The 22,141-nt window shown below is 58.5% G+C and carries 22 protein-coding genes and 1 tRNA gene; 20 read left to right on the top strand and 3 right to left on the bottom strand.

The annotated features are described in order from the left end of the window. Nucleotide 1: 1 nt before the first annotated feature. From HMPREF9163_RS10550 to HMPREF9163_RS10510, 9 genes are read left to right on the top strand one after another with little or no spacing between them, the layout of a single operon-like run. Complete coding sequence (locus HMPREF9163_RS10550; protein ID WP_009441781.1) at nucleotides 2-715, top strand: Stp1/IreP family PP2C-type Ser/Thr phosphatase; 714 nt, start codon at nucleotides 2-4, stop codon at nucleotides 713-715. Then, nucleotides 712-1,986, top strand: coding sequence for an FtsW/RodA/SpoVE family cell cycle protein (locus tag HMPREF9163_RS10545; RefSeq protein ID WP_009441780.1), 1,275 nt, complete (start codon nucleotides 712-714; stop codon nucleotides 1,984-1,986). Before HMPREF9163_RS10550 ends, HMPREF9163_RS10545 begins: the two co-directional genes overlap by 4 nt. Further along, nucleotides 1,979-3,388: a penicillin-binding protein 2 gene (locus HMPREF9163_RS10540; protein ID WP_009441779.1), complete on the top strand. Its 1,410-nt coding sequence runs from the start codon at nucleotides 1,979-1,981 to the stop codon at nucleotides 3,386-3,388. Before HMPREF9163_RS10545 ends, HMPREF9163_RS10540 begins: the two co-directional genes overlap by 8 nt. Nucleotides 3,389-3,446: 58 nt before the next feature. Then, nucleotides 3,447-5,204 carry a Stk1 family PASTA domain-containing Ser/Thr kinase gene (gene pknB, locus HMPREF9163_RS10535; protein WP_037347059.1) on the top strand — a complete coding sequence of 586 codons (1,758 nt, stop codon included), beginning with the start codon at nucleotides 3,447-3,449 and terminating at the stop codon, nucleotides 5,202-5,204. A gap of 7 nt (nucleotides 5,205-5,211) precedes the next feature. Next, nucleotides 5,212-6,087: a ribosome small subunit-dependent GTPase A gene (gene rsgA / locus HMPREF9163_RS10530; protein WP_009441777.1), complete on the top strand. Its 876-nt coding sequence runs from the start codon at nucleotides 5,212-5,214 to the stop codon at nucleotides 6,085-6,087. Nucleotides 6,088-6,096: 9 nt separating this feature from the next. After that, nucleotides 6,097-6,804, top strand: coding sequence for a ribulose-phosphate 3-epimerase (gene rpe, locus HMPREF9163_RS10525; RefSeq protein ID WP_009441776.1), 708 nt, complete (start codon nucleotides 6,097-6,099; stop codon nucleotides 6,802-6,804). An 11-nt stretch (nucleotides 6,805-6,815) separates the two neighbouring features. Next, nucleotides 6,816-7,502 carry a 7-cyano-7-deazaguanine synthase QueC gene (gene queC / locus HMPREF9163_RS10520; protein ID WP_037347058.1) on the top strand — a complete coding sequence of 229 codons (687 nt, stop codon included), beginning with the start codon at nucleotides 6,816-6,818 and terminating at the stop codon, nucleotides 7,500-7,502. After that, nucleotides 7,502-8,293, top strand: a complete 792-nt coding sequence (gene folE2 / locus HMPREF9163_RS10515) for a GTP cyclohydrolase FolE2 (protein ID WP_037347057.1) — start codon at nucleotides 7,502-7,504, stop codon at nucleotides 8,291-8,293. The genes queC and folE2 overlap by 1 nt, the downstream gene beginning before the upstream one ends. A 22-nt stretch (nucleotides 8,294-8,315) precedes the next feature. Further along, on the top strand, nucleotides 8,316-9,296 hold the full coding sequence (locus HMPREF9163_RS10510; protein ID WP_009441773.1) for a lysylphosphatidylglycerol synthase transmembrane domain-containing protein: 981 nt from the start codon (nucleotides 8,316-8,318) through the stop codon (nucleotides 9,294-9,296). A 53-nt stretch (nucleotides 9,297-9,349) separates the two neighbouring features. Here HMPREF9163_RS10510 and HMPREF9163_RS10505 read toward each other — a convergent pair whose 3' ends face one another. Beyond that, nucleotides 9,350-9,919 (bottom strand): hypothetical protein, encoded by a 570-nt coding sequence (locus tag HMPREF9163_RS10505; RefSeq protein WP_009441772.1) that lies wholly within the window; start codon nucleotides 9,917-9,919, stop codon nucleotides 9,350-9,352. Between the two features lie 44 nt (nucleotides 9,920-9,963). Further along, nucleotides 9,964-10,185 carry a hypothetical protein gene (locus HMPREF9163_RS10500; protein WP_009441771.1) on the bottom strand — a complete coding sequence of 74 codons (222 nt, stop codon included), beginning with the start codon at nucleotides 10,183-10,185 and terminating at the stop codon, nucleotides 9,964-9,966. A 232-nt stretch (nucleotides 10,186-10,417) separates the two neighbouring features. Here HMPREF9163_RS10500 and HMPREF9163_RS10495 point away from each other — a divergent pair, with 232 nt between their 5' ends. The 9 genes from HMPREF9163_RS10495 (at nucleotide 10,418) to HMPREF9163_RS10460 (ending at nucleotide 19,473) form a co-directional block, all read left to right on the top strand. After that, nucleotides 10,418-10,870, top strand: coding sequence for a CtsR family transcriptional regulator (locus HMPREF9163_RS10495; protein ID WP_037347054.1), 453 nt, complete (start codon nucleotides 10,418-10,420; stop codon nucleotides 10,868-10,870). Nucleotides 10,871-10,930: 60 nt separating this feature from the next. Beyond that, entirely contained in the window at nucleotides 10,931-11,461 is a 531-nt protein-coding gene (locus tag HMPREF9163_RS10490) for a UvrB/UvrC motif-containing protein (RefSeq protein WP_009441769.1), read from the top strand. Next, nucleotides 11,451-12,521 (top strand): ATP--guanido phosphotransferase, encoded by a 1,071-nt coding sequence (locus HMPREF9163_RS10485; RefSeq protein WP_009441768.1) that lies wholly within the window; start codon nucleotides 11,451-11,453, stop codon nucleotides 12,519-12,521. Before HMPREF9163_RS10490 ends, HMPREF9163_RS10485 begins: the two co-directional genes overlap by 11 nt. Nucleotides 12,522-12,534: 13 nt before the next feature. Continuing rightward, a complete protein-coding gene (locus HMPREF9163_RS10480; RefSeq protein WP_037347052.1) occupies nucleotides 12,535-15,039 on the top strand; it encodes an ATP-dependent Clp protease ATP-binding subunit in 2,505 nt (834 codons plus the stop codon). Beyond that, complete coding sequence (locus HMPREF9163_RS12230) at nucleotides 15,029-15,175, top strand: hypothetical protein (protein WP_009441766.1); 147 nt, start codon at nucleotides 15,029-15,031, stop codon at nucleotides 15,173-15,175. The genes HMPREF9163_RS10480 and HMPREF9163_RS12230 overlap by 11 nt, the downstream gene beginning before the upstream one ends. A gap of 37 nt (nucleotides 15,176-15,212) precedes the next feature. Further along, nucleotides 15,213-16,589 (top strand): DNA repair protein RadA, encoded by a 1,377-nt coding sequence (gene radA, locus HMPREF9163_RS10475; RefSeq protein WP_009441765.1) that lies wholly within the window; start codon nucleotides 15,213-15,215, stop codon nucleotides 16,587-16,589. 48 nt (nucleotides 16,590-16,637) lie between these two features. Further along, on the top strand, nucleotides 16,638-18,356 hold the full coding sequence (locus tag HMPREF9163_RS10470; RefSeq protein WP_009441764.1) for a flagellar hook-length control protein FliK: 1,719 nt from the start codon (nucleotides 16,638-16,640) through the stop codon (nucleotides 18,354-18,356). Nucleotides 18,357-18,374: 18 nt separating this feature from the next. Beyond that, complete coding sequence (locus tag HMPREF9163_RS10465; protein WP_037347050.1) at nucleotides 18,375-18,920, top strand: flagellar hook assembly protein FlgD; 546 nt, start codon at nucleotides 18,375-18,377, stop codon at nucleotides 18,918-18,920. 139 nt (nucleotides 18,921-19,059) lie between these two features. Next, nucleotides 19,060-19,473, top strand: a complete 414-nt coding sequence (locus tag HMPREF9163_RS10460) for a hypothetical protein (protein WP_226372104.1) — start codon at nucleotides 19,060-19,062, stop codon at nucleotides 19,471-19,473. Between the two features lie 62 nt (nucleotides 19,474-19,535). Here the strand turns inward: HMPREF9163_RS10460 and HMPREF9163_RS10455 are convergent, their stop codons facing one another. Continuing rightward, complete coding sequence (locus HMPREF9163_RS10455; RefSeq protein WP_009441761.1) at nucleotides 19,536-20,438, bottom strand: LysR family transcriptional regulator; 903 nt, start codon at nucleotides 20,436-20,438, stop codon at nucleotides 19,536-19,538. Nucleotides 20,439-20,658: 220 nt separating this feature from the next. Between HMPREF9163_RS10455 and HMPREF9163_RS10450 the strand changes: the two genes are divergently transcribed. Both HMPREF9163_RS10450 and HMPREF9163_RS10445 read left to right on the top strand, forming a co-directional pair. Continuing rightward, nucleotides 20,659-20,749: transfer RNA gene (locus tag HMPREF9163_RS10450), tRNA-Ser, on the top strand. A 51-nt stretch (nucleotides 20,750-20,800) separates the two neighbouring features. After that, nucleotides 20,801-22,135: an NCS2 family permease gene (locus HMPREF9163_RS10445; RefSeq protein WP_009441760.1), complete on the top strand. Its 1,335-nt coding sequence runs from the start codon at nucleotides 20,801-20,803 to the stop codon at nucleotides 22,133-22,135. Nucleotides 22,136-22,141 lie beyond the last annotated feature (6 nt).

Raw genomic sequence — 22,141 nt, 5'->3', positions numbered from 1 at the left:
CATGATAGAGGTTTCGAGTGCGTCGGACATCGGACGCGTGCGGACATCGAATGAGGACAGCTACGGCGTATTTGCTCCTGCGGTCTATGTCGTTGCCGACGGGCTGGGTGGTCATGCGGCGGGCGAGGTCGCGAGCCGCATGGTGGTCGCCGCCGTCCACGATATGGCAAACGAGGGGGCGGCGATGGATACGGCGACGTTGAAAAGCGCCGTCCTGCGCGCCAATCAGCAGGTGCTGGATGCCTCGGCGGGGAACGCCTCCTACGAGGGGATGGGGTCGACGGCGACCGTCCTCCATGTGGATGAAGCTGCAGGGATGGCGTACTACGCGCACGTCGGAGACAGCCGTCTCTATCTCCTGCGGCGCGGCGTATTCCGTCAGGTCTCGCGCGACCACTCCTATGTGGAGGAACTCGTCGCGCGCGGTGAACTCAGCGAGGCGGAGGCGCAGCACCATCCGCGCAAGAATGTTCTCCTGCGTGCCGTCGGCATCGAGGAGCGGCTGCACGTGGACGGGGATTCCTTCCCGCTTGAGGCGGGCGACCGTCTGCTCCTCGCGACGGACGGTCTGACAAATATGGTGGACGATGCCGTGCTTGCCGCCTTGCTCGGTGGAGATTTTGCAAATGTAGCGGAGCGCATGGTGGAGCAGGCGCTCGCAGGGGGCGGCAGCGACAATATCACGGCGATTGCCCTTGCCTACGAAATGCCATGACAGCGGGTCTGAAATTCGCGCCTGTGGGGCTGCTCCTCTGCGCGCTCGGCGTTCTGTTTCTGAAACAGGGGGCAGGGCAGGCGGGATGGGTATTTGACTGGCACACGCAGCTCGCATATCTGCCGTGGCTCGCACTCCTCATCTGCGCGGGCGTCGCAAGCTATGTACTTGCGGCGCAGCGCAGATTGGACAGCGTTCCTCTTTCGCTCGCCTATCTGCTTCTCGCCGTCGGCCTTGCGGAGATTGCACGGCTGAAGCCCGAACTGTTCACGGCACAGCTTCGATGGGCGTGCGTCGGCATCGCCTTCTGGGCGCTGACGGTTGTTCTGTGGGAGCGTCTGAGGAATTTCCTCGCCTATCCCTATGTATTGGGGATTGCGACGACGATCATCCTGCTCCTCCCGCTGCTGTTCGGCGTGAGCATCGGCGGCAATACGAATTGGCTCGCGTTTGGCGGCTTTTCCGTGCAGCCCTCGGAGTTCGGTAAGATCCTGCTCATCTTCTTTCTTGCAGCGTATCTCGCCGACCATCGCGCAGTGCTGACCCTGCCCGCGCGGCGCTTCCTTTTTCTCCATCTGCCGCCCGTGCGATTCATCGCGCCGCTCGTCGTACTCTGGGGGCTTGCCGTCCTCATGTTCGTCATCGCGCGCGATCTCGGCGCGGCACTGCTCTTCTTCGGGATGGCGGTGCTTATGACCTATATGGGGACGGGGCGTAAGTCCTACGTGTTCCTCGCGGGGCTGTTCATCCTCGTGGCGGCGGCACTCAGCTACGCGCTCTTCGGGCACGTCCGCGTGCGCTTCGACATCTGGCTGCATCCGTGGGCAGATCCGAACGGTATGTCCTATCAGGTCGTGCAGTCGCTCTTTGCCATCGGTACGGGCGGCATCTGGGGGACGGGCTTTGCAGAGGGGCATCCGATGCTCATCCCCGAGGTGCACACGGACTTTATCTTTGGGGCGATTGCCGAGGAGTTCGGGCTGATCGGAGCCGTCTTCGTTCTCATGTGCTACGCTCTTCTCTTCTGGCGGGGCAGCCGCATCGCGATGGGCGTGCCGCGTGCGGAGGAGTCGCTGCTCGCGGCGGGCTGTGCCGCAAGTCTCCTGCTACAGGCGTTCATCATCACGGCAGGTGTGACGAAACTCCTGCCGCTCACGGGTATCACGCTGCCGTTTGTCAGCTATGGCGGCAGCTCAATGTCGGCGAGCTTCATTCTTGTCGGCATATTGACGGCGCTCTCGGGCGAGAGGAGGGGGGCGGCGGATGGCTGATCGGAAACTCCGAAAGCATATGGCAGTCGCGGCGGCATTCCTGCTCGCCCTGCTCGGTGTTCAAATTCTCTATCTCGCAAAGCTGAGTGTTTGGGATGGGGATATGCTCGCCGTCCATCCGCTCAATACGCGCTCTGCGCTGATGGAGCAGGGCATTCGGCGCGGGCGCATTGTGGATCGTGCGGGGAACGTGCTCGCGGAGAGTGCGGCGGACGGTATGCGCTCCTATCCCTACGGCAGAATCCTCGCGCCTGTGACAGGCTATCAGACGGAGCGCTACGGCGCAACGGGCGTGGAGCAGACGGCAGGGCAGGAACTCAGCGGCGTGACCTTGGATGTCGCGCATATGGGACCTTTGCGTACGCTTCTGCGTGCAGATGCGGGCTATGATGTCCGCCTGACCGTCGATGCGCAGCTCTCGGAGACCGCATGGAACGCTCTTGACGGGCGACGCGGTGCGGTCGTCGTCATGGATGCAGAGACGGGGGCAATCCGTGCCATGGTGAGCTCTCCTTCCTATGATCCCGCCTCTGCGGCGGCGAACTGGGATGAACTCACGGCACGCGCGGACAGCCCTCTGCTGAACCGCGCGGCGCAGGGGCTCTACCCCCCCGGCTCGACATTCAAGACGCTCATTGCCGACGCTGCGCTCACGGCGGGTGTGACGAATTCCGACGAGGTGTTCACCTGTACGGGGGAACTTGCGATCGGTTCGGATTACGTACTTCATGAGCCGCATGGCGAGGTGCACGGAAAGCTCCGACTTGCAGATGCGCTGCGCGAATCCTGCAACGTCACCTTTGCGACGCTCGCCCTGCGCCTTGGTAGCAGCGGTCTTTCATCGGCGTTTGATCGCTTCGGAATCGGTGCGGAGCTGACGGATACCGAGATTCCGATGGCAAAGGCGCATGTCCCTGATCTAAAATCACTCGGTGACGGGGAGATCGCGCAGCTCGGCATCGGGCAGGGGGCGCTGCTCGTCACGCCCTTGCAGATGGCGCTCGTTGCGGATGCCTTTGCAAATGGCGGGCGCATGATGCAGCCGTATCTGGTCGGGCAGGTTCTGACAGCGGACGGGACACCTCTCTATGAGGCGCGTCCACAGGTATGGCGGACAGCGACGGCGGCGGAACGAGCGGCTGTCATCGACGGCTATATGGCGGATGTCGTTGCCGCAGGTACAGGCACGGCGGCGGATGTCGCCGGTGTGCGCGTCACGGGCAAGACCGGCACGGCAGAGAATGCGAGCGGAACAGATCACGCATGGTTCATCGGCTCGGCAGAGCGCGGCGGTCAAAAGATCGTCGTTGCCGTCCTCGTGGAGGAGGGCGGCTTCGGCGGGCGCGCAGCGGCAGGGATTGCACATCAGGTGATACGAACGTATTTTGAAGGGCAGCGATGAATACGCTCAACGCACCCTTTCTGAGATAGTGATGGCAGAGGCGTTAGGAGGAACGAACATGGTCGAGCGTGTCTTGGATGGACGCTACGCGCTGGAAATGCTGGTAGGCAGCGGCGGAATGGCAGATGTCTATCGGGCAAAGGATCAGCTCTTGGAGCGCACCGTCGCCGTCAAGATTCTCCACCAGCAGTACGAGAATGACACGGAGTTCATCGCGCGTTTTCAGCGCGAGGCAAAGGCGGCAGCGCGCATTACGCATCCAAACATCGTCAACGTATTCGATGTCGGTGTCGCCGAGGGGCGGCACTACATCGTCATGGAATACGTTCCGGGGCGTACGCTGAAGGAGCGCATCAAGGAGGAGGGACCCGTGCCCGCCGCCGAGGCGCTGCATATCACGCGTCAGATCGCAGGGGCGCTCGCACAGGCGCATGCAAACAACCTCGTGCACTGTGACATCAAGCCGCACAACATCCTTGTCATGCCCGACGGCAACGTCAAGGTCGCGGATTTCGGCATCGCGCGCGCGGTTACAGAGTCCACGATGACCTACAATGACAACATCATGGGCTCGGTGCATTACTTCTCGCCCGAGCAGGCGCGCGGAACGATCATCACGCCGAAGTCGGATGTCTATTCCCTCGGCGTCGTCCTCTACGAGATGCTGACGGGACGAATTCCTTTCGATGGAAATACGGCAGTAAGCATTGCCCGCAAACATCTCGAGGAGGAGCCGCAGCCCGTGCGCTCCCTCGTGCCGAACATTCCGCCCGTGGTTGAGGCTCTCGTCACGCGTATGATGGCAAAGGACCCGGCTCTGCGCCCGGACAGCCGTATGCTCGTGCAGGACATCATGCGCACAGAGCAGATGATGCGCGGCGACACGGCGGCAATGCCGGCATTCGATCCCGATGCGACGCGCGTTCTCACGCCTGTGGAGGCACAGGAGATCAGCGCCGTTGTGGAGGCGGAGGAAGAGACGGCAATGGAGGAGACAGAGGAGAAGTCCTTCTTCCGCACGAAGAAATTCAAATTTGGTCTCGTCCTCATTCTACTGCTCGGCTTCTTCACAGGATTTTTCCTGAGCTTTGGAAAGTTCTGGAGCTCTGTGGAAATCACAGTGCCCGATGTGACGGGCAAGCAGCTTACGCTCGCACGGCAGATTCTCGAGGATCAGCATCTGCGCGTCACGGTCGCCGAGACCTATGATGCCTCCGTGCCCGTGGGCGTCGTCGTGTCGCAGAGCCCCGAGGCAGGTGCAACGGTCAAGGAGGAGCGTACGATCACCATCTATGTCAGTAAGGGCGGCGAGGAACTCGAGATGCCGAACCTGCGCGGACTGAAACAGTCGGATGCGATCGACAAACTCCAGCAGATGGGGCTGCGCCTCGGTTCTGCCTACGAGACGTTCTCCGATGAGGACAGCGGCACGGTCATCTCGCAGGATCCACGCAGCGGGACGCGGATCAGCAAGGGGCAATCCGTGGACATCACCGTCAGTAAGGGGCAGAAGGTCAAGAAGATCAGCGTTCCCGATGTGAAGGGCGTTCCCTCGGATCGTGCGCGCACGATGATTGAGGGCAGCGGCCTGAAGGTTGGTAGCATCTCGGAGGAGGCGAGCACACAGGCGGCGGGCACTGTCGTCAGCCAGTCGCCCTCTGCAGGCAGTGAGGCGGACAGCGGCAGTACCGTACGTCTCGTGGTCTCGAGCGGCAAGAAAACCTCCGGTTCCAAGGAAGATGCGAAGGGCGGCGACAGCAAGAAAAACGACAAGGATCCCGCCGGACGCCGCATCCAGACGGAAAAAACGGAGTAGGGAGTGCATGGTGGCGGAGCAGGGACGTATCCTAAAGGTCTATAACAATGTACTCCATGTCGCGACAGAGGATCATATGATCCTCTGCAAGCTGCGCGGCAGGGTGAAGAAGGGGCGCAGCGAGCTGACGCCTGTCCCCGGTGACATCGTTTCACTTGAACGCATATCATCCGATGAGGGCGTGATCGAGCGTATTGAGGCGCGCACGAACCTCTTGCAGAGACCACGCGTGGCGAACCTTACGCAGATCGTTGTCACCGTCGCGGCGGCATTGCCGGATCCGCACCCACTCGTTGTGAGCCGATTCCTCGTGCTCGCAGAACGCTCGGGCATCAAGAAAATCGCTCTTTGTGTGAACAAGATGGATCTCTGTCAGGGAACACCGGAGGACGTTCTTGCGGCATACGAGGCAGCGGGCTATCCCGTTCTGCGCGTCTCGGCTGAGCAGGGGACGGGACTGCGTGAGCTGCACGAGCGCCTTGCGGGCGAGATCACCGTGTTTGCGGGACCCTCGGGGGCGGGGAAGTCCTCCCTGCTGAATGCGCTCGACCCATCGCTTGCCCTTCTGACGGGAGTGGTCAGCGAGAAGATCGGGCGCGGCCGCCACACGACGCGCCGCGCTGAACTGCTCCCGTTTGCAGGGGGCTATGTGGTCGATACGCCGGGCTTTACACAGCAGGAGCTGACGGAGATCGCGCCCGAGGAGCTTGTGGCGTGCTTTCCCGAGTTTGCCCGTCATGCGGGCTGCCGCTTCGCACCGTGCAGTCACAGCCACGAGCCGTCCTGCGCCGTCAAGGCGGCTGCAGAGACAGGAGAACTTTCACCCGAGCGGTATGATGCCTACATCGCACTGCTCGATGAACTAAAATTGAAAAGAAAATAGGAGAATCCAATGGCACACGAACATGATCACGAAGAAGAAATGCTCGAAGAGGAGCACATCCACATCGAGCGTCCCACGATCGTCGCACCGTCCATCCTTTCGGCGGACTTTGCAAATCTCGGGGCGGATGTCCGCCGCGTGGAGGAGGCAGGTGCGGAGTACATCCACATTGACGTGATGGACGGGACGTTCGTGCCGAACATCACCCTCGGTTCCTGCGTCGTTGAGAGTCTGCGAAAGGTATCCAAGGCGGTCTTTGACGTGCATCTCATGGTTGAGCATCCCGAGACCCATATCGAGCCGTTTGCAAAGGCGGGCGCAGACATCATCACATTCCACGTCGAGGCGACGCGCCACGCACACCGCGTGATTCAGCAGATCAAGGCGGCGGGCTGCAAGGCGGGCATAGCCCTTAACCCCGGCACGTCGATCTACACCCTTGAGGAGCTGATCGACGATGTGGACATGGTGCTCCTCATGACGGTCAACCCCGGCTTTGGCGGGCAGAAATTCATCGAGAATACGCTCGGCAAGATTCACGCGCTCTATCATACGGTCATGGATAACGAGCTGGATGTCGACATCGAGGTGGACGGCGGCATCAATGCAGAGACGGCAGAGTCTGTGCGCTCAGCGGGGGCAAATGTGCTCGTCGCAGGTTCCTATATCTATGGTGCAAAGGACATTGCTGTAGCAGTTCGCTCGCTGCGCGGATGAGAGGGCACGATATGGGGGGAAAAGCAGTAATCCTGCTCTCGGGCGGGCTCGACAGCTGTACCTGCATGGCGGTTGCGCGCGCAGCGGGCTATGAACTCTATCCGATCAGCTTCGACTATCATCAGCGGCATGACCGCGAACTGGACTGTGCAAAGCGGATTGCTGCACACTATCATGTCGCGGAACATCTCATTATTGAGACAAATATGAATGCAATCGGCGGCTCTGCGCTGACGGACGACAGCATCGCAGTGCCCACGGGGGATGCAGACCGCACGGAGATTCCCGTCACCTATGTTCCTGCGCGCAATCTCATCTTTCTGAGCTATGCACTTGCTTTTGCGGAGCGCGTAGGGGCGACTCATCTCTACATCGGCGTAAACTCTGTGGACTACTCAGGCTATCCCGACTGTCGCCCCGAATTCATCGCCGCATTTCAGGCGGCGGCGGATGCGGCGACGGCAGCCGCCACCGAGCGTGGACGGCGCATTGTCGTCGAGACGCCGCTGCAGCATCTCTCGAAGGGAGAGATCGTGCGTCTCGGTACTGAGCTCGGCGCACCGTACGAACTGACGACGAGCTGCTATCGCGGCGGTGTGGAGGCGTGCGGCGTCTGTGACAGCTGTGTCCTGCGTCTGCGCGGCTTTGCCGAGGCGGGACGGCGCGACCCGATCCCGTATGCGGCAGGAGTACGATGATGCTGGATGTACAGAACCGCGAGGATGAACGCGGCATTGCGATTCAACGCGTCGGCGTCAAGGAAGTGCGTCTGCCCTTCCTCATCAAGAAGCAGGCGGGCGGCTATCAACAGGTACTTGCGCGCATCGCGTTCACCGTCTCCCTGCCGATGGAATTCAAGGGGACGCATATGAGCCGCTTCCTCGAGATCCTCCTGCCGTGGAGCGAGAAACCGCTCGCCGAGGAGGAGATGGACGCCATGCTCACGGAGGCATTGGATCGTCTTCATGCAGAGGCGGCTGAGGTATCGCTTGCCTTTACCTATTTTCTTGAAAAAAAGGCGCCCGTCAGTGGGCGCCCGTCGCTGCTCGATGTGGACGCTTCCTTTACGGGGCGCAAACGGTGCGGCGAGCCGATGCAGTTTGAACTCGGACTAGCAATGCCGTTCACCTCGCTCTGCCCGTGCAGCAAGGAGATCTCCGCCTACGGGGCGCACAATCAGCGATCCACGGCGCGCGTGCGGCTCAGGTATCGCGAGAGGGTGCCGTGTATCTACATCGAGGATCTGGCAGAACTTCTCGAACGACAGGGATCTGCACCGATCTATCCGCTACTCAAGCGTGTGGATGAGAAGTATGTCACCGAGGCGGCGTACGAGAATCCGAAATTCGTTGAGGACATCCTGCGCGATACAGTGCTCGCACTGCGCGAGCTGCCCGGGCTTGCATATTTCTCACTGGAATGCGAGAATGAGGAGTCCATCCACAGCCACAATGCCTTTGCGGCGCATGAAGAATATTTGAACGAGTAGGAGAAAGGGGAGAGCGTAGAGCATGAGCAAATTTGCGCGGCGCTTCCTCTTTCTTTTGGTGCTTGTTGTTGGTATCTCTGCTGCGGTCATCTACACGACCGTGGACATCAATACTCTCCACAATCTGACGCGTTTTCATCCGTGGTCGCTGCTGCTGGCGCTCCTCGCCGTCGGGCTTGGGATGTTCTTCGACGGCAGCCGCCTCATGCATCTCGTGAAGATTTCCAACGAAAAAATCACACTGTACCAAGCGGTACAGGTGATCTTCGGCAATTATTTCCTCGCGCTCCTCACTCCAGGGGCGACGGGCGGCGCTGTCGCACAGGTCATGTTCCTGCGCCATGCGGGCGTCCCCACGGGTAAGGCTGCTGTTCTCGTCATTGTGCGGACGCTGCTCTCGATCTTCTTTCTTGCGCTCTGTATGCCGTTCATCTTCCTGCACGATGAGGGGATTGTGCCGGGGATATCGAACGATATCCTCATGGCGGTCACGCTTGCCGCATTCGTCGGCATCGTCCTTATCGTCGTCGGTGCGCGGCGTGGCTACCTCGACTATCTCGTCGTCTGGATCGCGCGTCGCCTACGCGACAAGAAGCGGCATCAGCTCTTCGGACTCTACCGCGACACCAAGAGCGCAATCTCGCTCCTCCTCGGTGCACCGCGTCAGATGCTTGTCGTCTTTGCAGAGTCGGGGCTGAATCTCCTCTGTATCTACGCCGTCGTGCCGTGCCTCCTGCTCGGACTCGGCGTTACGGATGCCGACTGGTACACTGTTATGGGGCGCATGATCTTCCTCAATATGCTCCTCTACTTCAGCCCAACGCCGGGCGGCTCCGGCATTGCAGAGGGCGGCTTCGTCCTCCTCTTTGCCGCCACCGTTCCGGCGGGCACGGTCGGCATCGTCGCCGTATGCTGGCGCCTCATCGCTGAATACCTCCCGTTCCTCATCGGATTCTACTACACCGTTACCGTCTTTGGCCGCGAATTTTTGCGGCGGTACTGATATTTTGTTCACTGCGCCGTTCATAACGGCGCTTTTTTTGAGCAAATGTCGCATCAAATACGATCCAGGGAATCCCACGGATATTCCGCCAAGCCGAACTTCTCATTCATGCGCCCCATTATGTCGTAATAACAGGCAATTCTTTCGGCGTAGGTTCTATGTTCCCATGGCGGGGAGCTCAGACGATTGAAAAAGTCTGTGGCACCATAGAGGATTGTCATGAAAAACTCTTTTTCCGGCAATGTATATCGTTTGTCACTCCAATTAGTGCGTACGATGACGAAATTATGACCACATTCTTTGATGGATATTTCACATGGACATCCCCAGAATCTGCAGGTTGCTTTTCCTGCATGGAGAACTTCATCCACGGATTTTACCAGATTGTTCCAGAGAATATCCACATAGTCCCAGTTCCTTAGCGTCAATATGGACTGGCCGTAGTAATTCAGTATAATTGCCCCCTCGATTTCATCATCACCGATGTATTTTGCAATTTTACGGATACCTTCTTCGTCGTCCATACTGATGAAAGTTCCGGGAGGAATATTTTCTAAGTCGGTAACTTTTTTCTTGGGGTGCAGTAAAAATGACTGATAGGAAAACATTTTGTCGATAATCATAGCAGTGGCTTTTTTCCATAATGTATCGTGCTGTTTGCGTCATTTTACGGGTGGCACACTCCACACGGTTCGTATCCGTCGGCAATAGCCGCCTCGCGTGAGCTGTAGGGAACGAAGTGTGGCGCGTCGGGATGTTTGATCGTTCGGCAGGTTGCGTAGTGGAACTTGCCCGACTTCGTGTTGGCGAGATAGTCCGTTGCGAGCGCGGGTGTCGCTGCAGAGAGTGTAACGGCGGCAAGCGTCGCAAGTGCAATTTTCCTAAGCATACATATTCTCCTTCTTTCTATATGATATATGATTATGCCCTAAAAGTTATCAAGCTGCAAGTATAGCGCATATCATTCAGCTAAAAATTTCTACGAAAACGCGCTCATCATATAGGGAAACATCAGATCGTAAAAAATTATTTTCTCCTTGATATAATTGCTACTTGCAAAAAGTCAAAAAAACAAATATAATATAGAAAAGCACAATTAAGGAAACAGAGAAGGTGATATGATGAGCAACATTGCCGATATGATTGAGTCCTACATTCTCCGTCAGCTCGCCACACGGCAGGATGGGCAGGTGGAGCTACGGCGGACGGAGATTGCAGATGAGATTTCATGCGCGCCGTCACAGATCAGCTATGTGCTCTCCACGCGTTTTACGCAGGATAAAGGATTCGTAGTAGAGTCGCGGCGCGGGCTGGGCGGGTTCATCCGCATTGTTCAAGTGCCGCTGCGTGATCTCGTCTATCAGGACATGCTGTCGAAGATCAACGAAGAGACCGACATGGAGACGGTGCAGTCGATGGTGCGTTACCTCGCCCAACACGGGATGGTGGAGACGCGCGAGGCTGCGCTTCTCATGCAGGTGGTGACGGGGCTGTTCCACTCGGAGACCCTCGCCGCTAAGGAGCGTGTCCAAATGCTGAAAACAATGATATTGACACTGGAGAATTTCCGATAGCTGTTCGATATAGATAAAAAGGACGCTGCATCAGAGGCGCCGGATGGAAAGGCAATCGTTATGATCTGTGAGGAATGCGGCCGCAATGACGCGATTGTGCACATTGTGCAGATCGGGCCGGGCGGTCGGAGTGAAAAAAATATATGTATGAGCTGCGCGGCACGCTATGGAGCGTCGATCTTCCGCGCACAGCAGGAAAATGTCTCGGCAGAGGATTTCCTTAAGGGAATCTTCGGCAGCAATCAGCAGGATACCGCGGCAGAGGAGGACGCACCGCATATCACATGTCCGAACTGCGGCGTGCAGTTTCAGGATTTTCCGCAGACGGGGCAGATTGGCTGCTCGATCTGTTACGAGACGTTTCATCACGAGCTCACGCCGCTCCTGCGGCGGATTCACGGTGCGAGTGTCCACCGCGGCAAGATTCCGCGCCGCTCGGGGAGTTCGATCATGCTTCGTCAGGAGGCGGAGCAGCTGCGCGCCCGCTTGAAGGAGGCGGTGGCGCGCGAGGAGTACGAGAAGGCTGCGGAGTACCGCGATCGGATTCGCAGTCTCGAGAGCCGCATGGAGGAGCAGCCCTATGGCAGTTGATGAGCTCCTTCGGAGCAGTCGGCTCTCGTGGTTCGGCACGGAGGGCGCGGACAGCGATGTCGTGATCTCGAGTCGCGTGCGGCTGGCACGCAATCTCGTATCGCTCCCGTTCCCGGGGCGTGCCAATCTCGCGCAGCTGGCGCAGATTCAAGAGACACTTGATCCTGTCCTTGCGGGACTCGGGGCAGAGCTTGGGCAGCCGTTTGACCGCATTGCACTCGATGAGCTGACGGCTCTGCAGCGTGAGGTTCTAATCGAGAAGCGGCTTATCAGTGAGAAATTTGCCGAGGTGCAGCCGCATCGGCTCGCATATATCAGCGCCGATACGCGCATCAGCATTCTCGTCAATGAGGACGATCATCTCAGGATTCAGTCGATGTCGCCGGGGCTTTCGCTTACGCAGGCATTCGAGACGGCGTCGCGCGTAGATGACTATATCGAGGCGCATCTCGACCTCGCCTTTGATGAGACGATGGGTTACCTGACGGCATATCCGACGAACCTTGGGACGGGGCTGCGCGCCTCGGTCATCCTTCATCTGCCGGGGCTGGTATACACGCGCAACATCGAGAATATTGTCAATACATCGCCGCAGCTTGGACTTGCTGTGCACCCGCTCGAGGGGATTGGCGAGGGGGCACATTTCTACAAGATTTCCAATCAGCTCACCCTCGGTTACTCAGAGGCGGAGATGATCGAGAATTTGCAGACGGCTGCGGGAGAGATCGCCGCACATGAGCGGCGTGCACGCAAGGCGCTTTCCTACTTTGGTAAGGACGGGATCGAGGACGGCATATGGCGTGCCTTTGGCATCCTGTCCTATGCGCGCTCGCTGACGGAGCAGGAGCTCTTCGCTCTCGTTTCGCGCGTGCGCTACGGCATTGACCGGGGGATCATCAAAGAGGTGACACCGGACTGCTATGCGGAGATCATCGTTGCGGCACGCGACGGTTATCTCAAGTATGCGGCAGAAAACGAAAATCTATCAACGGGGGAAATCAGCGCCATACGCGCTTCGCGTGTGCGCGCGATCTTACAAAAATATCGAACGCAGGGATGAGGAGGGGGACAGCTTGAACTACCGTCAATTTTTTACACAGGCGGCGATTAAAGCCGTAGAGTTTTCACAGTATATTGCGCAGCGGCGCGGCAAGGGATACATCGGAACAGGCCAGCTTCTGCTGGGGATCATGCACATGCGTGACACCATTGCAGCGGAGGTGCTGGATAAGTTCGGCGCGGATTATGACAGTGCGGAGCAGGTGATTCGCAATTCGGACGGGTTTCAGGATGTCCTGCACCCGGCCGAGGATGTACCGTACTACACGCGCCGTGCCCAGCGCGTCATGCAGGGCGCAATCGACACCGCCCGCGAGGAGCGTTCCTTTGTGACGACGGAGCACATTCTGCTCAGCTTGCTCACGGAGGCGGAGGGCACTGCCGTCCATACGCTCGAGGAGCTGGACGTCGACATCGAGGAGCTGCAGAGCGAGGTGCTTGAACGCATGAGCGAGGCGGAGGAGTCGAAGGAGAAGTCTTCGCGCAGAAAACCGAACAAAGGAGGCGCGAAAGGTCTGCCCGCATCGCTCAAGAAATTCGGGCGTGATCTGATCGGCGTTGCGCGGACGGGCGGGATTGATCCCGTCATTGGGCGCGCGGCGGAGATCGACCGCGTGATCCAGATCCTCGCACGCCGTACGAAGAACAACCCCATCCTCCTCGGGGAGGCGGGGGTCGGAAAGACCGCGATTGCAGAGGGGCTTGCCCAGCGCATTGCAGACGGCGAGGTGCCATTCCTCCTCGAGGACAAGCGTGTCGTCACATTGTCGATGACGGCGCTCGTGGCGGGGACGAAGTATCGTGGCGAGTTCGAGGAGCGGCTCAAGAATGTCGTGGATGATGTCATTAAGGCGAAGAACATTATCCTCTTCATCGACGAGATTCACATGCTCATCCGCGCCGGCGGCGCGGAGGGCTCTCTTGATGCGGCAAATATTCTGAAGCCCGCCCTTGCGCGCGGCGAGATGCAGATCATCGGCGCAACGACGCTCAGCGAGTACAAGAAGCATTTTGCGAAGGACTCCGCTCTCGCACGCCGCTTCCAGACCGTTATGGTGGAGGAGCCGGGCGAGGAGGATGCGGAGCAGATTCTCTTTGGTCTGCGCAGCAAATACGAGGAGTTCCACCGTGCGCGCATCGAGGATAACGCCGTGCGCGCGGCTGTGCGCCTCTCGAAGCGATACATCACGGATCGCTGGCTGCCGGACAAGGCAATCGACCTCGTCGACGAGGCGGCGTCGCGCGTGCGCATGAAGAACACGGGTGGAACGGATCAGCTTGCGGGTCTGCGCGCGGAGATCACGGAGATCGTCCGGCAGAAGGATGCTGCGATCAGCGGGCAGGACTATGAGGCGGCAGCCGAACTGCGCGACCGCGAGCAGGAACTGCGCGCCCAGCTTGAGGCGTCGCGTCGCGGCGAGGATCAGCGGGCGGAGATCGTGGTAACAGAGGACGATATTGCTGCTGTTGTGGCGCAATGGACGGGCATTCCCGTCCAGCGAATCGCGGCGAAGGAGTCCGATCGTCTCCTCGCGCTCGAGAAGCACATCGGGCGTCGCGTCATCGGTCAGGACGAGGCGGTACGCGCCGTCTCGAAGGCGGTGCGGCGCGCTCGTGCGGGTGTCAAGGATCCGCGCCGCCCGATCGGCTCCTTCCTTTTCCTCGGCTCGACGGGCGTAGGAAAGACGGAGCTTGCACGGGCACTTGCGGAGTCTGTATTCGGCTCTGAGGATGCGATTATCCGCTTCGATATGTCCGAGTACATGGAGAAGCATACGACGGCGCGTCTCGTCGGTGCGCCTCCGGGCTACGTCGGCTACGAGGAGGGGGGGCAGCTCACGGAAGCCGTGCGCAAGAAGCCGTTTTCCATCATCCTCTTTGACGAGGTGGAGAAGGCGCACCCCGATGTCTTCCACATGCTCCTGCAGGTGCTTGAGGACGGACGTCTCACGGATGGGCAGGGCACGGTCACGGATTTTCGCAATACAATCATCATTATGACCTCAAATGCAGGTGCCAACCACCTGCGTTCGACGACGGGCACAATTGGCTTCTCCATCGGAGCACAGGCGAAGGACACGGACGAGGAGCGCGCGAAGAAGCGCGTCATGGAGGAGGTCAAGAAGATCTTCCGTCCGGAATTCCTCAACCGCATAGACGATATGATTGTCTTCAATGCACTGGGAGAGCCCGAGCTGACGAAGATTGTGGACATCCTCCTGCGAGATGTCAAGGCACGCCTTGCCGAGCAGGAGATCAACATCGAGGTCAGCGCGTCGGCAAAGCGTGTGCTCATCTCGAAGGGGACGGATGTCAAATTCGGTGCGCGTCCGCTGCGCCGTGCGATTCAGAAGAACATCGAGGACGAGCTTGCCGAGCGTATTCTCGCACGTGACTTCACGGCGGGGGATATCATCTCCGTGCGCAAGTCCGGTGACGGGCTTGACTTCGTAAAGAAGGATACAAGCCGCAACAAGCGCGTCAAGGGCGATAAGCAGGCATCCTATCATGAAGTATGAGCGGACTGTCAATTTCTTGGCATCGCCGACATGCACAGGGCGCGCGGGGGATTTCCTCCTCAATCTGGGCTGGTCGCTCTACTGGCTCGCCCGTGCGGTGCTGCGGGCTCTGATAAGTAAATGGAAGGGACTGTAATGAAACAGTCCCTTTTCTTTGGAAAGAATCGGGTTTTATGGCAAAGAAGAAAAAGACTGCATATGTCTGTCAGAACTGCGGCTATGATACGCTCAAGTGGATGGGGAAATGCCCCGGCTGCGGTGCGTGGAACTCTCTTGTGGAGGAGATTGTCACGCCGCCCGCAGAGGAGCGCAGGGGCGTCGGTACGGGGAATGCGGAGCGTCCGCAGGCAATCGGCGAGATTGCCGTTGAGGATCTGCCGCGCTTCTCGACCGGATCGGGGGAACTTGACCGTGTGCTCGGCGGTGGTGTCATCCCCGGCTCGATGGTGCTCATCGTCGGCGATCCCGGCGTCGGCAAGTCGAGTCTCACGCTGCGCGTTTCGGCAGACATTGCACGCGCAGGACAGCGCGTCCTTTATGTGACGGGGGAGGAGAGCGCGCGGCAGATTCGCATGCGTGCGGATCGTCTGCAGGCGATTGCTGACGATCTCCTCGTCGTCAGCGAGACGAATCTCGATGCGATCTGCGCACATGTGGAGCGCGAGCAGCCCGCACTCTTTATCATCGATTCCATCCAGACCATGTACCGTCCCGACATTGAGAGCGCGCCCGGCAGCGTCTCTCAGGTGCGCGAGTGCGCGATGGAGCTCATGCGCGTTGCAAAGACGGCTGGCATTGCGGTCTTCGTCATTGGTCATGTGACGAAGGAGGGCAGCCTCGCAGGGCCGCGCGTCCTCGAGCACATCGTGGACACCGTGCTCTACTTCGAGGGGGAGCGCAACGCCGAGTATCGCGTGCTGCGCGCCGTGAAAAATCGCTTCGGCAGCACGAACGAGCTTGGTCTGTTCGAGATGCGCGACGTCGGGCTTGTCGATGTGCCGGACGCATCGAAGCTCTTTCTCTCCGAGCGCGCAATGGAGAGCGGCTCGATCATCGTGCCAACGGTGGAGGGGACGCGCCCGCTTCTCGTCGAGGTGCAGGCACTTGTTGCGCCGACGCCGTACCAGCCGCCGCGCAGAACGGCGGACTCTGTCGACGTGAAGCGCATCCAACTGCTCCTTGCCGTGCTCGAAAAGCGCGTCAAACTTCCCATCGGCGCGGCGGATGTCTACGTCAAGGTCGCGGGCGGCATCCGCCTCGATGAGCCCGCCGCCGATCTCGCACTCTGCGTTGCAATGGCATCGAGCTTTGCGAACCGTCTGCCGCGTCCGCATATGGTCGTCTGCGGTGAGGTCGGCCTCTCGGGCGAGGTGCGCGCCGTCTCACAGGCGGAGCTCCGCGTTGCTGAGGCGCGGCGGCTGGGGTTTCACGCGGCACTCCTGCCGATGAAGAACTATCGGCAGCTGCAAGGGAAGTTCGAGGATATGCAGCTCTTTGGTGCGGAGAACATCGGTGACGCGCTGAAATGTGCCATGCCAAAAAATATTTAAGGGAATATGAATTTCTTCCGATAAAAAAATAGAAGAGGTGATGTGTAGATGAATGCAAGCAATCTCATGGCTGTAACACCGGCTGATGGGATCTCCGCGGGGGCAGGTGCGCCAAAGGGGCGCAGCGGATCTGCGGGGAATCGTGCGCAGGCAACCTCAGGGAAGAATTCGTTCAGCGATACGTTTGGCGCACTGCAAAAGGGAATGGATGCAGAGGCGGCGAAATCAGAGACGCGTGTGACTTCCGTCGATGTGGCACAGACGAAAACGCCGCAGACGGAAAGTGTTGCGCCGTCGCAGGACACACAGGATGTGACGGCACAAATGCCGAAAGCCGCCGGTCAGAAACAAGCGGAGCCCGGCACAGAAAAAACAGCGTCGGTAGATGAGGCAGCAATCCCAACCGCTGCCGTAGCGGTACTTGCGGCTCTCGTGAACACGGATATGCCACTTGCGGACAGCGATGTGAACGAGGGGCTTGATGCCGCGCTCACAGAGATCTTGGAGCGCTATGAACTGACGGCGGAGCAGCTCGGTGATACGAAGCTGCAGACAGCCGTACAGAATCTCCTGCAGCAGATGCCGGAGGCCGCACAGAGCCGCAACCTCCTCCGCGCACTCGAGGGACAGCCGCTCGTGCAGGAGAATGCACTGGCAGAACTCGGCGCGGCAGTTGAGGGGGGCGAGGCGGGGAAGAACGCCAACGCGGAGCAGGTTCTGCGTCTGGCGGCGCTTGAGACCGTACTGCCCGCGCAGTTGCGAGCCGTGCTCAATACAGAGCCCGCACCGACGGTCGAGAATGCACCTGTACTTACGGCTGAGACCGTCCCGACAGCAGTGACGTTTGCAGCAGAGGCGAATGCTTCGCGCAATGCTGCAAATATCGCCACCCTTGTTGAGGGGCAGGCAGAGAATTTGCAGCCGGCAACGGAGACGATTGTTGCTCCGATGCTCAGAGCACAGTCTGAGCAGACACAGCCTGCGAGCCGCGCGGTGACAGAACTTGTCGGGGAAAATCTCGCGACAGAGGATGGCACTGTCAATCCGCTCACCATACTCGCGCAGCGTACGATGCGTCACGATGCCTCGCAGGGTGATGCATCGGAACAGGGTACACAGCAGCAGTCAGCACAGGGTGAGCAGCAGTCTGCCCGTATGACGACCACGATGCCCTTTGAGGTTCAGACGCGCACCACGGAGACGGCACCGCAGCCCGCACAGCCCATTGCAGTGCAGGCGAATACAGGCACAACGCCGATACAGGAGGTTGCCTCTCCTGCACCCGCACAAGAGGCACAGCGTCCGCAGCCAGACTATGAGATTCCACGTCAGATTGTGGAGCAGGCGCGACTTATGCGCACACTCACGGATACGCAGATGGTCATCCGTCTGCGCCCCGAACATCTCGGCGAGCTTACGCTTCGTGTGGCGGTTGGTGCGGATGGTGCCGTACAGGCATCGTTCCACAGCGACAACGCACATGTGCGCAATGTGATTGAGAACTCCCTCGTCCAGCTCCGACAGGAACTGAACAACCAGGGGCTCAAGGTTGACCGCGTCGGTGTCTATGCCGGTCTTGCAGATGGTCAGATGCCGCAGGGGCAGGAGGCATGGCAGCAGAGCAGCAGTCATCGCGGTGAGACGCAGATTTACACGCGCGGCGATGCCGACGACTATCTGGATGAGGCCGAGGGGCTTTCGCCCGCCGCGGCACAGGCAAACATTGACGGCTCGGTTGGAACCGATGGTGTAGACTATCGCGTATAACGTTGAGGAGGAAATATCGTGGCAAGTTCAAACCCACTGAATACAATCAACGTCGGCGGCGTTGTGCAGAAGCTGTCGGACTACGAGGCAGCACAGAATCAGGCGAAAGCGAAGGACAAGAAGAACGACGCTCTTGGAAAGGATGCTTTCCTGCAACTGCTCGTTACGCAGATGAAGTATCAGGATCCGCTTGACCCGCAGGACAACAGTGAGTATCTCTCACAGCTGGCGCAGTTCTCCGCGCTCGAGCAGATGACGAACGTCTCCAAGGGCCTTGAGAATGTGTCGAAGATCGTCGACAACATCAACTCCTCCGTTCTCATCGGACAGCTCAGTTCCATGATCGGACAGCCTGTTCAGTGGAACAGCGTGGTCATGGGCGATGATAAAAAACCGCTCAAGAACAGCGATGGAACGGTGAAGACGCAGAGCTACGAGGGCAAGATCATCGGTGTCAGCATCACCGACGGTCAGCCGAGCGTCATTGCCGATGTGAACGGCAAGACACATCAGGTCCAGGTATCCGAGATTGTGCGCGTCGGTCGTCTCAAGGCAGGATCCTAAGGAAACAAATCATAATGAGATACCGCCGAAGAATGATTTCGGCGGTATTTTACGCTTGCATAAAGTATCTTCATCTATTATAATGTGGTCATAACATCCCAAGGGAAAATGGGATGGAGATGAAATGGAGGGACCCATTATGGCAATACCGGCAATTAGAAGCGGTGGTTTTGGATCAAGCCTTTTCCAGCGGGCAAACCGTGAGGCGCAACGCATCGGCGGACAGGTGACACATGCGAAGATGCAGGAGGTCGCATCCGTTATCGGTGGCTCCAACTTCGGCTCGGGCACGAAGCTGGGCAAGGGAGAGTTCCATCAGACGCAGGATCGAGTTGTTCAGAACGGAACGCAGAGCGCATCCCGTGCCGCACAGCAGTCCATGGAGAATATGGATCCGAGGCGTCTTGGGTCGAGCAAGTTCCAGCGGACGAACCGCGAGGCACAGCAGATTGGTGGGCAGGTGACGCACGAGCTTATGCAGCAGGTCAAGCAGGCCTATGCAACCAGCCATCCGGTGCAGAATCTCGGAAAGAACGTAGACATCGCAGCGTAATGCATAAAAATAGGGCATCGAATTCTCTAACGGAGCGATTCGATGCCCTATCTTTATGTGCTTTACTCGTCCGAAATGCCCTTTGATTCGTCGTTAAACCGACGGATCAGGAATTGTTGGAAGCAGATCGCCGCAGGGGGCAGTTGTCGCTGCGTGTTCCATGCGACACCGACGGCACGCTTGCAGATCGGGAACGATACGGGGATGTAGCGCAGCTCCGGATGCTCGACACCCGCGAGTTTTGGCAGGAGGCTTACGCCAAGTCCCGCTGCGACCAGTCCTGACATCGTTGACACATCGTCCCCCTCGAACGTGATTTCGGGGTGAATGCCCGCCAGGTCAAAGAATTGGTCGACGAGGATGCGTAGGCTGTAGCTGCTCTTCATTGCGATCAGAGGCTCGTCCACCAGTTCATTCAGATTGATTTTCTTTCGCTCGGCAAACGGGTGCCCGAGCGGAACGGTGACAAAAAGCTCCTCCGACCAGAGGTAGACCCATGCGCTGTACTCTGTCGTCGGGATGGTGGAGCAGAGGCAGAGATCCGTCTCTCCGGCGGCGACCTGCTGAGCGAGCGTTGCCGAGTCCTGCTGGTTCAGCTGGATGCGGATGTCGGGATAGAGCGCGCGAAAGTCCTGCAGGATATGCGGCAGGACATAGCTGCCGAGCGAGTGGATGAACGAGAGGCGGAACTCCTTTGAGACCTCAGCATTTGCACTGCCAGCTTCCTCGCGTGCACTGTCCACCTCGCGCAGGATACGATCGACGCGGCGCAGGAGACGCTCTCCCTCTGCCGTCAGTTCGATCTCGCCCTCATTGCGCTTGAACAGGGGAACCTCGAGATCCTTTTCGAGCTTTGCCATCGATCTGCTGAGCGCGGGCTGCGTCACATCGAGCATGCGCGCGGCGCGTGTAAAGTGGCGGATGTTTGCCATCACCTGAAAATATTTTAATTGTGCTAGTTCCATTCAGTTATTCCTTTCTTGTATATCTATTATATCTTTGGAGATGCGCATATTCAATGAAGAAAAAGGAAAAAATCATATAGATTTTTCATATTTTCTATTACTTTTATACATATCTCAAGCCAAAGGCTCTGATAGGTTTTGATATACAATTTTTATCTTGACAAGAATTATATGTTCTGTTAATATATCTCATGTCGCAGATGAAGCGAGAAGTGAATATGGAGTGGTACTCAAGAGGCTGAAGAGGACGGTTTGCTAAATCGTTAGAGTGGGTAACCGCTGCGAGAGTTCGAATCTCTCCCACTCCGCCATTTTTATTCTAAGCCTTTATCGGGCTTTTTTTGTTTTAAGGAGATGTTCAAATGGAGATGCAAGGGACGCCGCCGTGCTTTATCGAGCGGTACTTTAAGATACGTGAAAAGGGCTCGACCGTACGCACGGAGCTGCTCGCGGGCATGACGACCTTTATTGCGATGGCGTACATCCTCTTCGTCAATCCTAACATCCTTGCGGATGCGGGGATTCCAAAGGATGCGGCGATCGCTTCGACGATCTGGATTGCGGCGCTCGCCTCGATAGCGATGGGCGTATTCGCGAACTATCCCGTCGCGCTCGCCCCCGGCATGGGACTCAACGCGTTCTTTGCCTATTATGTCTGTGGCGTTCTCGGGCTGCACTGGACGGTCGCGCTCGGCGCGGTCTTCTTTTCGGGCGTGCTCTTCCTCATCCTGACGGTCGGCGGTATCCGACAGGCGATCATCAACGCCGTACCGCGTGATCTGAAACTTGCAATCAGCGTGGGCATCGGACTATTTATTGCATTCATCGGACTTAAGGGCACGGGGCTCATCGTCGAGAACTCGGCGACCTACGTTTCGCTCGGTCATGTGACATCCCCGACGACCTTGCTCTCACTCTTCGGGCTGCTCTTTACGGCGGCGTTGATGGCGCGGGACGTACACGGCTCGATCCTGATCGGCATTTTCGTCACCACGATCCTCGCGATGGTGCTCGGCATGACGCCCGCGCCACAGGGGATCGGCGATATCATCAGCACCTCGCTCCCGCACATGGGGGAGACCTTCGGTCAGCTCGATCTTGCGGGCGCGTGGAACTACGGTCTTGTCTCCATTATCTTCACATTTACGGTTGTGGAACTCTTCGATAATATGGGGACACTCATCGGACTCACGACGAAGGCGAAGATGGTCAAATCTGACGGTCATATCGAGAACATCGACAAGGCGCTGACGACGGATGCGGTCGGCACGATGGTATCTGCGGTCTTTGGTACCTCGACGGTCACGTCCTACATCGAGAGTGCGGCGGGTATTGCCGCCGGCGGACGCACGGGACTCACGGCGCTCGCTGCGGGCGTGCTCTTCCTCGCGGCGCTGCTTTTCACGCCACTGATCGGACTCGTGCCCGCCTTTGCAACGGCACCCGCGCTCATCCTTGTCGGTGCGCTGCTCATGTCCGAGGTTGGCAAGATCGATTTCAGCGACTTTACGAATGCCCTGCCGGCATTCCTCACAATCATCATGATGCCACTCACCTCGAGTATTGCAAACGGCTTTGCATTCGGTTTCATCAGCTACACAATCATGAAGCTCTTCGCAGGGCAGTATAAGAAGGTCAGCTGGATCATGTATCTGGTCTCCATCGCGTTCCTCATCAATCTTGCGCTGCGCTCGTAATTTCGG

The organism is Selenomonas sp. oral taxon 138 str. F0429 (assembly GCF_000318175.2).
Taxonomy (GTDB): Bacteria; Bacillota; Negativicutes; order Selenomonadales; family Selenomonadaceae; genus Centipeda; species Centipeda timonae.
This window is presented reverse-complemented; position numbering and strand designations above follow the sequence as displayed.

Coding starts and splice junctions, on each gene's coding strand:
- HMPREF9163_RS10550 (WP_009441781.1), top strand. CDS start 2: ATGATAGAGGTTTCGAGTGCGTCGGACATCGGACGCGTGCGGACATCG.
- HMPREF9163_RS10545 (WP_009441780.1), top strand. CDS start 712: ATGACAGCGGGTCTGAAATTCGCGCCTGTGGGGCTGCTCCTCTGCGCG.
- HMPREF9163_RS10540 (WP_009441779.1), top strand. CDS start 1,979: ATGGCTGATCGGAAACTCCGAAAGCATATGGCAGTCGCGGCGGCATTC.
- pknB (WP_037347059.1), top strand. CDS start 3,447: ATGGTCGAGCGTGTCTTGGATGGACGCTACGCGCTGGAAATGCTGGTA.
- rsgA (WP_009441777.1), top strand. CDS start 5,212: ATGGTGGCGGAGCAGGGACGTATCCTAAAGGTCTATAACAATGTACTC.
- rpe (WP_009441776.1), top strand. CDS start 6,097: ATGGCACACGAACATGATCACGAAGAAGAAATGCTCGAAGAGGAGCAC.
- queC (WP_037347058.1), top strand. CDS start 6,816: ATGGGGGGAAAAGCAGTAATCCTGCTCTCGGGCGGGCTCGACAGCTGT.
- folE2 (WP_037347057.1), top strand. CDS start 7,502: ATGCTGGATGTACAGAACCGCGAGGATGAACGCGGCATTGCGATTCAA.
- HMPREF9163_RS10510 (WP_009441773.1), top strand. CDS start 8,316: ATGAGCAAATTTGCGCGGCGCTTCCTCTTTCTTTTGGTGCTTGTTGTT.
- HMPREF9163_RS10505 (WP_009441772.1), bottom strand. CDS start 9,919: ATGATTATCGACAAAATGTTTTCCTATCAGTCATTTTTACTGCACCCC.
- HMPREF9163_RS10500 (WP_009441771.1), bottom strand. CDS start 10,185: ATGCTTAGGAAAATTGCACTTGCGACGCTTGCCGCCGTTACACTCTCT.
- HMPREF9163_RS10495 (WP_037347054.1), top strand. CDS start 10,418: ATGAGCAACATTGCCGATATGATTGAGTCCTACATTCTCCGTCAGCTC.
- HMPREF9163_RS10490 (WP_009441769.1), top strand. CDS start 10,931: ATGATCTGTGAGGAATGCGGCCGCAATGACGCGATTGTGCACATTGTG.
- HMPREF9163_RS10485 (WP_009441768.1), top strand. CDS start 11,451: ATGGCAGTTGATGAGCTCCTTCGGAGCAGTCGGCTCTCGTGGTTCGGC.
- HMPREF9163_RS12230 (WP_009441766.1), top strand. CDS start 15,029: ATGAAGTATGAGCGGACTGTCAATTTCTTGGCATCGCCGACATGCACA.
- radA (WP_009441765.1), top strand. CDS start 15,213: ATGGCAAAGAAGAAAAAGACTGCATATGTCTGTCAGAACTGCGGCTAT.
- HMPREF9163_RS10470 (WP_009441764.1), top strand. CDS start 16,638: ATGAATGCAAGCAATCTCATGGCTGTAACACCGGCTGATGGGATCTCC.
- HMPREF9163_RS10460 (WP_226372104.1), top strand. CDS start 19,060: ATGGCAATACCGGCAATTAGAAGCGGTGGTTTTGGATCAAGCCTTTTC.
- HMPREF9163_RS10455 (WP_009441761.1), bottom strand. CDS start 20,438: ATGGAACTAGCACAATTAAAATATTTTCAGGTGATGGCAAACATCCGC.
- HMPREF9163_RS10445 (WP_009441760.1), top strand. CDS start 20,801: ATGGAGATGCAAGGGACGCCGCCGTGCTTTATCGAGCGGTACTTTAAG.